The sequence below is a fragment of the Hydrogenophaga sp. genome (assembly GCF_026125785.1).
Lineage (GTDB): Bacteria > Pseudomonadota > Gammaproteobacteria > Burkholderiales > Burkholderiaceae_C > Hydrogenophaga.
This window is the reverse complement of the sequence record NZ_JAHCKL010000003.1, coordinates 332,355-345,519: the sequence shown is the minus strand read 5'-3', so window position 1 is coordinate 345,519 and position 13,165 is coordinate 332,355. Positions and strand designations below refer to the sequence as shown.

The following is a 13,165-nucleotide window of genomic DNA, read 5'->3' as shown; positions in this document are numbered from 1 at the left end:
GGGTTGGGGGTGCTCCTTGGAGCGGGCGCAGCGTGGATGGCCAAGGAGCCTTCTGCAACACCCCCCAAACCGTTCGGACGGAGCTTGTCGAAGTCCCTGTTCATTTGCTGCGGCCTTTCTGCAAGTTCACGTCGAACGGGGTTTCGCAGAGATTCCTGAGGAGTTTTCATGATTTTTCGATCGGGTGTGTTCAGCCGACGCGACGGTATCGGGGAAGCGCAGTTTGGCGAGCATTGGTACAAGGTGCATGGCCATCTGGCGAGTTTCATGCCGGGTGTGCACCGCTATGTCCAGAACCACATCCGCGAGCGCCTGTTCGAGGTGCGGCCTTTTCCCGACCATGAGGTGGGCGGCATTTCTCAGCAGTGGTTCGATGACATCGCCGCGATGGAGCGCTGCGAGCGCTCGCCGGAGTACGCGGCGGTCAAGCGCGACATTCCCAATTTCCAGGGTGCCATCACCATCCTCGTGCTCGCGGGCGAGACCGTCTTTGGCACGCCACCCGTGCCCGAGAAGGGTGTGCCGCCTGGCGGACCGGCCCACAAGCTGCTGGTGCTGGCGCGGCGGCGGCCGGGTGTGCCGGCGGACCGCCGCCCGCAGACCCTGGCGCAGGCCGATGACGGGCCGCTGGCCTGCGTGCAGAACGTCGTGGTCGACAACGGGCATCCGGTCTCGGCCAACGTGCCCAGCGGCCAGGTGCCTGTCGAGGCCATGGCCGAGCTGTTCTTCCGCGACGAGGCGCAGTTGCGCGCCTGGGTGGCCTCACCCGCCGGCCAGGCCTTCGTCCATCAGGACCCGGCGTACGAGCCGCTGGCGGTGTACGCGGTGAACGCGGTGCGCGTCATGTAGCGGTGCCCAGCGCACCCGCGCTGCGCAGTTCGCCGATCTTGTCCTCGCCGTAACCCAGCACCTCGCGCAACACCTCGTCGGTGTGCTGCCCCAGCAGCGGCGCGGCCACCGGCGGCACCACGGGCGTACCGCCAAAATGCAGCGGCAGCGCCACATTGGGCACCTGCCCCGCGGTGGGATGGGGGATCTGCGTGACCAGGCCACGCGCTTTCATCTCGTTCGAATCCAGCGCCTCGGGCAGCGTGCGCACGGCACCCGCGGGCACCTTGGCGGCGTCCAGCTTCGCCAGCCAATGCGCGCACGAGTCGGTCGAGAGCACCTGGTTCAGCAGATCGTTGACGCGGTCGCGTTGCGCCATGCGGCCGTCTATCGTCTGCAGCGAAGGGTCGTTGGCCACCTCAGGCATGTTCAGCACATCCAGGAACAGGCGGCGAAACAGCGCATTGCTGCTGCATGTGATGAACAGGGGCCGGTCCGCGGTCTGGAACACCCCGCTGGGCACCACGTCGTTGCTGATGTTGCCGTTGCGCCGGGGCACCTTGCCGCTGAAGAGGTACTGCGCGGTCATGAAGCCGGTCATGAGCACCGAGGTGTCAAACAGGGGCACGTCCACGTGCTGGCCCCGCCCCGTGCGATGGCGCGCGGCCAGCGCGATCAGGATGGCGTTGCTGGCCATCATGGCGCAGGACATGTCGATCACCGCCGGGCCGGTGCGCACGCCATCGCGGTCGGCATGACCCGTCAACGACATGAAGCCGCTCTCGGCCTGCATGATGGTGTCGAAGCCGGCGCGGTCGGCGTACTCGCCGCTGCGCCCAAAGGCCGAGACGGAGCAGTAGATCAGCCCGGGGTTGTCGCGCGAAAGCGTCTCGTAGTCCAGGCCGTATTGCGCCATCACGCGGGAGGTGAAGTTCTCCACCACCACGTCCGCCTCGCGCACCAGGGCCTGCGCGATCGCGCGTCCGGCATCGGTCTTGAGGTCCAGCGTGATGCTGCGCTTGTTGCGGTTGGCCCAGAGAAAACTCGCCCCCTGTCCGTCCAGCCGGGCCTCGGCGGGTGCGAAATAGCGCTGGTCATCGCCCCGGGGCTTCTCCACCTTGATCACGTCCGCACCCGCGTCGGCCAGGATCATGGTGGCCAAGGGTCCGGCGATGAAGTGCGTGAAGTCGATGATGCGCAGCCCGCCCAGGGCGCTGTCCTTCAAGCGCTCCTTCGTCGGGGCGCGGTGCTTGTCGTTCATGTCGGTTGTCTCCTTGGTTGCGCAGCGGTCTTCGCGATCAGGTGCCGTTGAAGCGCGGCGCGCGTTTCTCGGCAAAAGCCAGCAGCCCCTCCCGCCGGTCGTGTGAGTCGCCGTGGGCCTGCACCATGGCGCGCTCGTTGTGCAGCGCCACGTCCAGCGGCTGCTCCAGCCCTTCGTCCACCAGTTGCTTCATGCGGCGCAGGCCCAGCGGGCTCTTGTCCGTCATGCGGCGCGCCAGGGCCTCGACCTCGGCGACGAGCCGGTCGGCAGGCACCACCTGGTGCACCAGTCCCCACTGCGCCATGGTGGCGGCCGGCACGTATTCGGCCGTGAACATCATCCATTTGGCGCGGTTGGCGCCGATGCGGCGAGGCAGGCGCGCCGTGCCGCCCCATCCGGGGATGAGCCCGTGGCGCGCATGCGCATCGCCAAACCGGGCGTCGTCCGCCGCCAGCACCACGTCGCACACGAGAACGGTCTCCAGTCCACCCGCCAGGGCCAGACCGTGAACCGCCGCGACCACGGGCATCGGCAGTTGTTCGATGCGCCGCAGCAGCGCGCCGGCTTGCCCGAGGAACTGGCTGACCGCGGCCGCCCGGTCCTGCTCATCGCCAAGCGACTTCACCGCCCGCAGGTCCGCCCCCGCGCAGAACGCCTTGCCCGCGCCGCGGATGGCGAGGCAGCGGACACCGGGCTGGCTCTCCACCCAGTCCAGCGCCGCGTGCAGGTCGGCCACCATGGCCGGGCTGATGCTGTTCATGGCTTCGGGCCGGTTCAGCGTGATCCAGGCGAGCGCATCCTGCCGCTCCAGCAGCAGGGTCTCGAAGTCCGGCGGCGGTGTGTCCATCTCGTTCCTCATGCGGCAAAGAAGCCTTCGAAGCCCCCCTCGGGTTCGTAGCGCCGGTTGCGCGAGAACAGGCGCAGCGGCCCGGGCATGGCGCGTTCGCGCACGGGGTGCAGATCGTCGCCGGGGTAGCACATGGTGCGGCCATCGCCCTGGCCCAGCACGTGCGGCAGGATCAGCGCGGGCCGGCGGCCGCGCGCCTCGTCCAGGGCGCTGTCCACGCTGGCGTGTCGGGCCAGGTGGGCCAGGGTCATGATCTGCGGCGGCGCCAGCGTGAGCTCGCCCTGCCAGTAGCTCTGCAGCGCCGCGCGCGGCTGCACCCAGCGCGCCTCGGTGGTCTCGCGCTCATCGTGCCGCGCCAGTCCCTCGGGCGCACGGGCGACGAAGAACCGGGTGTCGAAGCGCTTGTTGGGCGAGTGCGGCGGCGTGACCCAGCGCGACCACGGCGCCAGTGCGCCCACGCGCAGGCGCAGGCCCAACTCGTCCAGCAGCACATGGAAGGCCAGGCCTTGCAGCAGGCGCGCGCGCGCCTGCTCGGCATGCGCCTGCTCCAGGCCTTCGGCCAGCAGCAGGCCGCACTCCTCGAAAGTTTCGCGCAACGCGGCCACGTACAGCGCCATCGCGGTGGCGGCGTCGATGTCCGGTTCGCCCAGCCGCTCGTGCAGCGCGGCGGCGCGTTCGTCCAAATGCCGCGCCTCGTCCAGTTGCGCGTCCTGCGCGTCGAGCTTGCCGCCGGGGAAGACGAAGGCACCGCCCAGCACGTCGGACTGGCCATGGCGCTTGAGCATCAGCACCTGCGGGCCCTGCTGCGCGTCGCGCAGCAGGATCAGGGTGGAGGCCGCTCGCACCGGTCGCTCGTCACCAGCGGCAGCGGGCACCGGGCTGGTCTGCGGGGTTGTCGTCGTCGTCACAGTTTCTCCACCATCTTCCACAAGCTGGTCGCGCTCATCACCGGGCGTTCGTTCACCCGGAAGTGGCCGGTGGCCACCACGGTCTCGCCGTTCTGGCCCTCGGCGCGGCTGTCGAACGTCACCCAGTCGCCCAGGCGCACCGGCGCCAGGCGAGAGATGCCCATGCCCACCGTCACGCAGACCCAGCCGCTGCTCATGCGCGCGCGCCGGCCCAGGAACAGGTCGGCCAGCAGGAGCAGCATGCCGTTGTCGATGCCGCCACCGCCCTGCGCGTCCAGAAAAGCCGGGGTGACGTGGAAACCGCCGAAGCGCTCGCCCTGGGCATCGATGCGTTCATGGATCGGGGCCAGGTGGGCGCTGAACGCATCCACCGGTTCGCGCAGGGCGTAGCCCGGCGGCAGGACCTGCGGCGCGGGTGCCGAGGACGGCACGGCGGCCTTGTGCGCATCGGCCTCGATCTGGAACACCGCGCTGGCGTGGAGCAGCACCCGTTCGCCGTGGCACAACTGCGCGGTGAGGAACACCAGGGTGCGCGTGGTGCGCAGCAGCCGCGCCTCGGCCACCACCCATTCGCCCTCGAACGCGGAGTCGATCAGCTCACATTGCTGCGTGAGCAGCACCGCAGTGGCGCCTGGACGGGCCGCCTGCACCGCGCGCTGCGCCGCCTGTGCCAGCGCCATGGCCACCAGCCCCATGCCCATCCCGCCATGCAGGCGGCCGGTGCGGTTGGTGTGCCGGGTCTCGATGCGCAGCGCCAGCGCATCCGCCCCGTCGCTCCACAGCGGGCCCACGTGCCGGGCGTAACCGCACAGGCCCTCGTCGGTCCAGGCACCGGGCCAGGGCGGCGTGGCCTTCAAGAGACCACCCCGGCGGCGGCCAGGGCCTCGATCTCGGCGGCGTCCAGGCCCCAGCCCGCGAGGGCCGCCGCCAGATCCACCCCGGGCTCCACGCCCGCCATGGGCGTGGCCGGCGGCGTGCGGGAAAAGCGCGGCGCCGGCGCGGGCTGCACCATGCCATCGACCTCGATGAAGGTGCCGCGCGCCACGTTGTGTGGATGCGCGGCGGCCTCGGCCATGTCCAGCACGGGGGCGAAGCAGGTCTCGCTGGTTTCCAGCTGCGCGCACCACTCGTCGCGCGTGCGGGTGAGAAACACCGCTTGCAGCCGCTCGCGGATCAGTGGCCAGTTGGCCGGGTCATTGCGGTCGGGCAGGTCCGCCTGGTCCAGGCCGGTCTGGCGCAGCAGCTCGGCATAGAACTTGGGCTCGGCCGAACCCACGGTGACGTACCGGCCGTCACGGGTCTCGTACACGGCGTAGAACGGCGAACCACCGCCGGTGACGCTGCGGCCGCGCCCCGGCCATTTGCCACCCGCGCGGTAACCGAAGAAATAGGTCATGAGCGAGGCCGCGCCATCCACCATGGCGGCGTCCACCACCTGGCCACGGCCCGAGCGCGAGGCCTCCAGCAACGCGCAAGCGATGCCGAAGGCGAGGAACATGCCACCGCCGCCGAAGTCACCCACCAGGTTGAGCGGCACCACCGGCGGGCGGCCCGCCTCGCCGATGGCCTCGAGCGCGCCCGACAGCGCGATGTAGTTGATGTCGTGTCCCGGCGCCATGGCCATCGGACCGTCCTGGCCCCAGCCCGTCATGCGGCCGTAGACCAGGCGCGGGTTCAGCGCCAGGCAGGCGTCCGGTCCCAGGCCCAGGCGCTCCATCACCCCGGGGCGAAAGCCCTCGATCAGCGCATCCGCCTGGCCCAGCAGGCGGCGCACCAGCGCCACCCCGTCGGCCGACTTGAGGTCCACCGCGATGGAGCGGCGGTTGCGGTCGGTGAAATAGAAGCGCTGCGGCATGGCGCGCGGCGCCGGGTCCGGCCGGTCGATGCGCAGCACCTGCGCGCCCATGTCGGCCAGCATCATGGCCGCGTAGGGCCCAGGCGCCAGGCCCGCCATCTCCACCACGCGCACGCCGCGCAGCGGCCCGCCTCCGGTGGGCGCCGTCATGCCGCCAGGCCCATGTGGCGCGCGAACCAGGCACGTGCCATCTCGGCCACGCGCGGCAGGCCCTCGTCGTACACCACCCAGTGGTTGCCGCTGGGAAAAATCTCCATCTGCTTCTCCGTGTTCACACGCTCGAAGAACTGGCGCGTCTGGTCGCACGGCACCACGGTGTCGTCGTCCGCGCCGAACAGGAACACCGGCACCCGGATGCGGTGCGCCTGCTCCATCGGCTCGTGGTGCAGCAGGTGCCACACCGTCTCCAGTGAAATCGGCGTCTTCTCCGCGTAGCGCACCAGCGACTGCGGCTCCGGCGCCATGATGTCCAGCCGTTCGCACAGCGCCACCTCGCCGGTGGCGGCCTTGTGGGCGATGGCGGCCAGCGCGCGCTGCCTGAGTTCGCGGAATTCGTACCAGCGGTGCACGCTCTGCATCCACTGGCTGCCCGAGAGCACCGGCACCGACACCATCAGGGCGCACGGGCGTGGGCTGCGCGCCGCCGCCAGCGCGGCGATACCGCCGCCAAAGCTGGTGCCGTACAGGCCGATGCGCGCCGGGTCCACGCCAGGCACCTGCGTGGCCACGAACTCCAGCGCCGCCACCGCGTCCTCCACCTGTTCCTGCGGCAGCAGCAGCGCGCGCTCGCCTTCACTGGCGCCAAAGCCCCGGTAGTCGAAAGAGAACATCGTGAAGCCCTCGTCGGCCAGGCGCGTGCACAGGCCCACGGGCGTGCCCTCCTTCACGCCACCGAAACCATGGCAGAAGACGATGGCGGCGCGCCGGTCGCGCGCCGGATCAGGCAGATACAGCCGGCCAGCCAGCCTCAGGCGCGGCCCGCTGAAGAAGGCGACGTCGCGGGTGGTGTGCATGCGAGAAGGAGAAAGGCACGCGCCCGATCAGGCCGCCACCACGGGTTGCCCGGCGGTCTCGCCTTCGACCAGCGCCACCTCGGTGCCCGTGCCGTCGATCACGAAGTGCCTTTCATCGTCCTCCACCGGATCGACGATGCCGCCGTTCTCAGTCAGCAGCAGGTGCCAGAACTCGTTCCACTTTTCCGGCTGCCCCTCGGCGGCCAGGTTCTCCAGCCAGGCGTAGCGCGTCACCTTGTAGCGGCGGCCGCCGGCATCTTGCACATGGAACACGTGGGCGGGAATGGTCTTGTACGGCATGGCGGAGTCCGGGTGACGATGCAATGGTCATACCATTATAGACGCTGGCGGTGCACAACGCCAACGGCCGGCCGGGGTAGGCCGTCTCATGGCCATGCCACGTCGACCGGTGACCTTCTGGTGTCCGCCGGTTGCACGCCCCGCCAGCGGTGAGGCACAGGCCTAGCATGGTTTTTCCTTTCCAACCTCAGGAGCTCACCATGCCACGACAAAACGCCACCGGCCCCGACAGACCATCCGTCGTACCCCCGGACACCTCCACCGTGGTGTATGTCGCAGGCGATAGCGCACTCGACCGCGCCTTGGAGTTCCTGCGTTCCAAGCCCAGCTCCTCCGACATCGATGATCTCCAAACTGGCCTGGAGATGGCAGGCCAGTTGCTCCCGACCTCGCCCCAGCAAGCCTCGCCCATGCAACAGTGGATAGAAGAACAGGCCGTGCTCAAGCATCAGGACCCCGCACTGTGTGCACTTCCGGAAGATGCTTCGCTGCGTGCGGGTGTGCAAGCCGGCGTGATCTTCATGGTGGGCCACGCCGCCAGCCTGCGGATGGAGCACTTCCCCATGGCGAGAGAAGGCCCGGACATCTTCATCGCCTTCGACAGCGAGCACCGCGCGCTAGAGTTCGAAGCGGCGGCGAAAAGGCAGCGCATGGCCGACACGGCGGTTTTGCCACCCGATGCCGCTCGCTATCCCCTGCAAGACCTCACCTGGTCAAGCGCATGGTCCCCGCCCACCCCACACATGCATGGCCTTTCCGGCTCGCCGGGTGCTGCCGCCGATGGTGGCGGTGGCGGTGGCGGTGGCGGTGGACGCGTGGACCCTGCGGCAGCAGACGCGATGCCTCCAGCGCCGCTTCGCCGAATGGGGTCTTTCGATGCGCTCGACAGTGCCGTCTCTGACGAGCACGGCGTTTCCGGCGCGCCGGGTGCTGCCGCCGATGGAGGCGCCGGCGGCGCGGGTGGTGGCGGTGGACGCATGGACCCCGCGGCACCAGGCGAGACGCCTCCAGGAACGCTTCGGCGAGTGGGGTCTTTCGAGGCGCTCGACCGTGCCGTCTCTAACGAGCACGGCGTTTCCGGCTCGCCGGGTGCTGACGGAGGCGCGGGTGGAGGCGGTGGCCGCGCAGGCTCCGCCGCGACCGGCATGCCTCCCCCGGAACAACCCGCGCCGGGGGCGTTCGAGGTGCCCACCAGGGCCCCCGAAGGACGGCATGACGCGGCAGCCATGAGTCCGTCCCAAGACCAACTGCATGGCAGGCTGCGAGCGCTCTTGCACTCGAAGAACCCCGAGCAACGCGACGAGGTCATAGTGCAATGGAATATGGAAGAACTGCTCGCGTCGAAAGTCCCTGAACTGCAGGGACTCGGACGCCATATGCAGAACCAGGGGTTTGACTTCGTGATGGCGGACAGCGCCAGCACGACCCCGGTGTTGTTCAGGTTTAGGTTTGACAAAGCAATGTCCGGACCTAGTAGCGACCGTCTGCTGAGCAACCACATGCCCGCCCTGGAGCAGGCCGTGAACGAGGCCCGGCTCGCCGCCGGTGGTGCCGGAGCCCCGCGGGAGCACGCCTCCGAAGCCATCCCTGCCGCCCGTGACGGCGCAAGGGGCGCGGGATCCTTCTCGCTCCTCCACTTCAAGGACGTGCTGGCACGCCAGCCCGCCGCTGGCGCACAACAAACGCCTGCGTCCCCTACGGCGGGCGCGGCGGCGGCCGCCGCACCACCACCACCGACACCCGGCCGGCAACACGGCCTCTGAGCCGGGGAGTCCTGTCAGGAGAATCCCGCGACCGCGTGCGGCACGTACGGCGCCTCCAGCGCGGCCACTTCGTCGGGCGTGAGCTGCAGCGAGAGCGCGGCGACGGCGTCGCGCAGGTGCTCGGGCCTGGAGGCGCCCACGATGGGGGCGGTCACGTCCGGGCGGCTGGCCACCCAGGCCAGGGCCACCTGGGCCCGAGGGACGCCGCGTGCGGTGGCGACGGCGGCCACCGCTTCGGTGACGCGGCGGTCGGCATCGCCCAGGCCTTTGTGCAGGTGCTTGCCGTACTGGTCGGTCTCGGTGCGGAAGGTCTTTTCGTCGAAGTCGCGCGTGAGGCGGCCGCGCGCCAGCGGGCTCCAGGGAATGACGCCGACGCCTTCCTCGCGGCACAGGCGCAGCATCTCGCGCTCTTCTTCGCGGTAGAGCAGGTTGTAGTGGTTCTGCATGGAGACGAACCGCGTCCAGCCGTGCCGCTCGGCCAGGTACAGCGCCTTGCAGAACTGGTAGGCGTACATGGACGAGGCGCCGATGTAGCGCGCCTTGCCGGCCTTGACCACGTCGTGCAGCGCCTCCAGCGTTTCCTCCATGGGCGTGGTGTAGTCAAAGCGGTGGATCTGGTAGAGGTCCACGTAGTCCGTGCCCAGGCGCCGCAGGCTGGCGTCGATCTCGGTCATGATGGCCTTGCGCGAGAGGCCCAGGGCATTGGGGTCCTGGCGCATGGCGCCGTTGACCTTGGTGGCGATGACCACTTCCTCGCGCCGCGAGAACTCGCGGATGGCGCGGCCGAGGAATTCCTCGCTGGTGCCGTCGGAGTAGACGTTGGCGGTGTCGAAGAAGTTGATGCCGGCCTCGATGGCCTGGCGCAGCAGGGGGCGGCTGGCCTCTTCGTTCAGGGTCCATTCATGCGGTCCGCGCGTGGGGTCGCCGTAGGTCATGCAGCCCAGGCAGAGGCGGGAGACCTTGAGGCCGGTGCGGCCGAGTCGTACATAGTCCATGGCGTTGTCCTTTCTGCTTGCTGTGCTTCCTGGAAGCGGCTCAACCGGGGTAGCGCCAGGGCACGGGCTGGGCGGCGCTGTCGTCCAGCGTCCACTGGGGAATCGAGAAGCCTTCACCCACGTCGGTGTAGACCATCCTGACGCGCGAACCTATGCCCACGCGGGCGACGTCTGCGGGCGGTGCCAGGCGTCCGTCTGGTGTGACCAGATTGCCGAACACCCGCAAGGCTTCGTGCGGGGAGGGTCTTTCGCGCTGCTCGTCCAGCTCCACGAGCAGCACCATGTAGGGGGTGTGCGGCTTGAACCCGGGCTGGATGGCCTGCACCACCTCGTGGTAGGAGTAGACGGTGCCCCTGCCCTGGACGCGCCGCCATGCGTGCGCGGCGCCACCGCACCAGGGGCAGCCGGGCGCAGGCGGGTAACGCAGCAGATCGCAGGCCTTGCACGCCTGCAGGTGGAAGTCGTGGCGCGCGCAATGGGCGAAATAGCCGCGATGGACCTCGTCGATGGCGGCCAGGTGCAGGCTCATGCCCAGGTACTCGTGGCGGGCGTCTTCCATGCGTGCTTCTCCTTCAGGCGCGCCGCAGCACCATGGCCGAGCCGGTACCGGGCGAGTGCCAGCCGAGGTTGGCCGTGAGTTGCGGGTTCCTGACCTGGCGACAGCCGCCTTCGCGGTAGTCGTGCGTGTGCATGCGCCGTCCGTTCGGCCCGATCGGGCAACTGTCGTCCACGTCGTGGCGGAGCTGGCGCACGTTCTCGATCACCATGCTGATGCCATGGGTGTACCCCTCGCACAGGTGGCCGCCGCTGGTGTTGTTCGGTCGCCGCCCGCCCAGGCGTATGGTGCCGTCGCTCACGTAGTGCCCGCCCTCGCCCTTCCGGCAGAAGCCGTAGTCCTCCAGCTGCATCAGGGTGGTGAAGGTGAACGCGTCGTAGGAGCCGGTGATGTCGATCTCGTCGGGCAGCACGCCGGCGTTGCGCCACAGGATCTCGCGGCCGTAGTGGCCGGCGGTGAGCGTGATGGGGCCGTGCTGGAAATGGTTGTCGGTGCGCGGCTTGCTGCAGCGCCCGACCACGCCCTCGATGAGAACCGGGTGCTGGCGGCAGTCCCGCGCGCGCGCCGTGCTGGTGACGACGATGGCGGTGGCGTTGTCGGATTCGGTACAGCAGTCCAGCAGGTGCAGGGGCTTGCAGATCATGCGGCTGCCCAGCACGTCGTCCACCGTGACGCGCTGCTTGTACAGCGCCTTGGGGTTGTTGGACGCGTGCTCGCTGTGCGCGACCTTGACCGCGGCCACCTGCTCGGGCGTGGTGCCGTACTCGTACATGTGGCGCATGAAGCTGGGCGCGAACATCTGCCCGGCGCTGCGGTGGCCGTAGGGCCGGGTGTGCAGGAACTCGTCGAGCACCGGGCTGGCGGCCACCACGCCGGTGCCACCGATGCGCACGCCGGAATAGCCGTTCATGGCGCGGAAGATCACCACCGCCTTGCACATGCCGGCCTCGATGGCGCCAATGGCCAGGCCGATCAGCGCCTCGGTGGAGGAACCGCCGCCCATCACGTCCATGTAGAAGTTCAGGCGCAGGCCCTGGTCGGCCGCCACCAGCGGCGACTGGGTGGAGTCCGCGAGCTGGTAGGACAGCATGCCGTCGATGTCGCCGCGGTCCAGGCCGGCGTCCGCGATGGCCTTGCCCACCGCCTCATGCGCCATGGCGCGGTGCGTGCGGCCCGAGCCGCGCACGTAGGCGGTCTCGCCCACGCCGACGATGGCGTACTTGCTGCGCAGGTGGGAATGGGTGGTGGTCTCCATCAGGCGGTCTCCTGGCCCAGTCGTTCTTCCAGCAGATGGCGCATCACCTTGCCGGTGGTGCTGCGCGGCATGTCGTCGTGGGCCATGAAGCGGACCTCACGCGGCACCTTGTAGCCGGCGATGCGTCCGCGGCACAGGGCCAGCACGTCCTCGGCGCTCAGGCTCGGGTCCACCCGCGCCACGAAGGCCACGGGCACTTCGCCCCACTTCGGGTCGGGCTTCCTGACCACGGCCGCGTCCATGATGCGTGGCGAGGCCAGCAGGAGTTGTTCGATCTCCGCCGGGTAGATGTTTTCGCCGCCAGACTTGATGAGGTATTTGCGGCGGTCGACGAAGCGCAGCAGGCCGTCGGGCTGGCGCACGAACACGTCGCCGGTGTGGAACCAGCCACCCGCAAAGGCCTCGGCGGTGGCTTCGGGCATGCCCCAGTAGCCGCTGAACAGCGTGGGGCTGCGCAGCAGCAGCTCACCGGGTTCGCCAGGGCGCACATCGTGGCCGTCCTCGTCCACCAGGCGCACCCGGCACAGGGCGCTCTGGGTCTTGGCCAGATCGTCGGGCGGCACGCCCACCGCGATGCGCCCCGCGCTGGCGGGTGCGGGGCCGGTTTCGGTGGAACCGAAGCTGTTGCGAAAAGGCGCGTTGAACAGCCGCGTCACCTCGGCGATCTGGTGGCGCGGCACCAGATCGGCCATGCAGCCCACGGAATCCACCGGCCGCGGCTGCAGCCCCCGCCGCCGTGCTTCGTCGAGGAAGCGTTCGACCATGCCGGGCATGAGCACGAACCAGCCGATGTCCGCCTCGTTCTGGGCCGCATCGCAGAGGGCGTCGATCTGCAGGCCGTCCACCACGATCACCTTGCCGCCGCCGATCAGCGTGACCATGAGGTTGTCGGCCGAGGCCATGTGGAACATCGGTGGCCAGGCGATGAAGTGGCTGCCCCGCCGGACCCCGCGGTCCATGGTGCCAACGGCGCCGCGCGCCAGCAGCGCACGGTGGCTGATGAGCGCGGCCTTGGGTTTGCCGGTGGTTCCGCTGGTGTAAAGGATATAGAGGCCGTCCTCCGGCTGCACCCCGGCATCGGGTGGTGCGTGCACCGGCATGGCCAGCAAGGTCTGGTCCAGCGCATCGCCCAGCGTCAGGAGGCTGCCGACGCCCGCGGCGCGCAGCAGCGGCGCCTGCGACGCGAACCGGGGCGAGACCAGCGCGACGCGGGGGCCGACGAGCGCCAGACAGTGCGTCAGTTCCTCGGCGGACTGGCGCCAGTTCAGGCAGGCGACGATGGCGCCCAGCCTGGCCGCGGCCATCAGCAATTCCGCATACTCGGGCCGGTTCTCCGACAGGATGGCCACGCGCTCACCCCGCACCACGCCGCGCGATGCGAGCAAATGGCAGAGCCGGTTGACGCGTGCGTCCATCTCGGCATAGGTCCAGTGCCTGTCGCCGGCTTGCAGGGCGATCGCATCGGGACGCAGGGCGACCTGGTCGGCGAACAGGTCGCCCACGCACAGCGATGCCGCCGCGCCCGTCAGCGCGGCCGCGGCACGCGCGGACTCATCGGACAGGGGGCGGGCATCCATGGCGGCG

13 protein-coding genes are annotated in these 13,165 nt (G+C 69.6%); 2 read left to right on the top strand and 11 right to left on the bottom strand.

From position 1 onward, the window contains the following. Positions 1-168 precede the first annotated feature (168 nt). On the top strand, positions 169-849 hold the full coding sequence (locus KIT53_RS05625) for an EthD family reductase (RefSeq protein ID WP_297748938.1): 681 nt from the start codon (positions 169-171) through the stop codon (positions 847-849). Here the strand turns inward: KIT53_RS05625 and KIT53_RS05620 are convergent. The 7 genes from KIT53_RS05620 to KIT53_RS05590 are packed head-to-tail and all read right to left on the bottom strand — an operon-like array spanning position 842 to position 7,012. After that, positions 842-2,089: a CoA transferase gene (locus tag KIT53_RS05620; RefSeq protein WP_297748935.1), complete on the bottom strand. Its 1,248-nt coding sequence runs from the start codon at positions 2,087-2,089 to the stop codon at positions 842-844. The genes KIT53_RS05625 and KIT53_RS05620 overlap by 8 nt on opposite strands. 37 nt (positions 2,090-2,126) lie before the next feature. Further along, positions 2,127-2,936, bottom strand: a complete 810-nt coding sequence (locus tag KIT53_RS05615) for an enoyl-CoA hydratase/isomerase family protein (RefSeq protein WP_297748932.1) — start codon at positions 2,934-2,936, stop codon at positions 2,127-2,129. An 8-nt stretch (positions 2,937-2,944) separates the two neighbouring features. After that, complete coding sequence (locus KIT53_RS05610; RefSeq protein WP_297748929.1) at positions 2,945-3,844, bottom strand: NUDIX hydrolase; 900 nt, start codon at positions 3,842-3,844, stop codon at positions 2,945-2,947. Then, positions 3,841-4,701, bottom strand: a complete 861-nt coding sequence (locus tag KIT53_RS05605; RefSeq protein WP_297748926.1) for a hotdog domain-containing protein — start codon at positions 4,699-4,701, stop codon at positions 3,841-3,843. Before KIT53_RS05605 ends, KIT53_RS05610 begins: the two co-directional genes overlap by 4 nt. Continuing rightward, complete coding sequence (locus KIT53_RS05600) at positions 4,698-5,849, bottom strand: CaiB/BaiF CoA-transferase family protein (protein ID WP_297748921.1); 1,152 nt, start codon at positions 5,847-5,849, stop codon at positions 4,698-4,700. Before KIT53_RS05600 ends, KIT53_RS05605 begins: the two co-directional genes overlap by 4 nt. Next, positions 5,846-6,712 carry an alpha/beta fold hydrolase gene (locus tag KIT53_RS05595; protein WP_297748919.1) on the bottom strand — a complete coding sequence of 289 codons (867 nt, stop codon included), beginning with the start codon at positions 6,710-6,712 and terminating at the stop codon, positions 5,846-5,848. The genes KIT53_RS05600 and KIT53_RS05595 overlap by 4 nt, the downstream gene beginning before the upstream one ends. 27 nt (positions 6,713-6,739) lie before the next feature. Then, the gene (locus KIT53_RS05590) at positions 6,740-7,012 is read right to left on the bottom strand and encodes a hypothetical protein (RefSeq protein WP_297748917.1); all 273 of its coding nucleotides are present in this window, start codon (positions 7,010-7,012) and stop codon (positions 6,740-6,742) included. A gap of 200 nt (positions 7,013-7,212) precedes the next feature. Between KIT53_RS05590 and KIT53_RS05585 the strand changes: the two genes are divergently transcribed. Further along, a complete protein-coding gene (locus KIT53_RS05585; RefSeq protein WP_297748915.1) occupies positions 7,213-8,775 on the top strand; it encodes a hypothetical protein in 1,563 nt (520 codons plus the stop codon). Between the two features lie 14 nt (positions 8,776-8,789). Here the strand turns inward: KIT53_RS05585 and KIT53_RS05580 are convergent, their stop codons facing one another. Genes KIT53_RS05580 through KIT53_RS05565 form a run of 4 tightly spaced genes read right to left on the bottom strand, consistent with a single transcriptional unit; the run spans position 8,790 to position 13,158 of the window. Further along, positions 8,790-9,770, bottom strand: a complete 981-nt coding sequence (locus tag KIT53_RS05580; RefSeq protein WP_297748913.1) for an aldo/keto reductase — start codon at positions 9,768-9,770, stop codon at positions 8,790-8,792. A gap of 40 nt (positions 9,771-9,810) precedes the next feature. Further along, positions 9,811-10,329, bottom strand: coding sequence for an OB-fold domain-containing protein (locus KIT53_RS05575; RefSeq protein ID WP_297748911.1), 519 nt, complete (start codon positions 10,327-10,329; stop codon positions 9,811-9,813). Positions 10,330-10,342: 13 nt separating this feature from the next. Beyond that, positions 10,343-11,581 (bottom strand): hypothetical protein, encoded by a 1,239-nt coding sequence (locus KIT53_RS05570; RefSeq protein ID WP_297748909.1) that lies wholly within the window; start codon positions 11,579-11,581, stop codon positions 10,343-10,345. Then, complete coding sequence (locus tag KIT53_RS05565; RefSeq protein WP_297748907.1) at positions 11,581-13,158, bottom strand: class I adenylate-forming enzyme family protein; 1,578 nt, start codon at positions 13,156-13,158, stop codon at positions 11,581-11,583. The genes KIT53_RS05570 and KIT53_RS05565 overlap by 1 nt, the downstream gene beginning before the upstream one ends. Positions 13,159-13,165 lie beyond the last annotated feature (7 nt).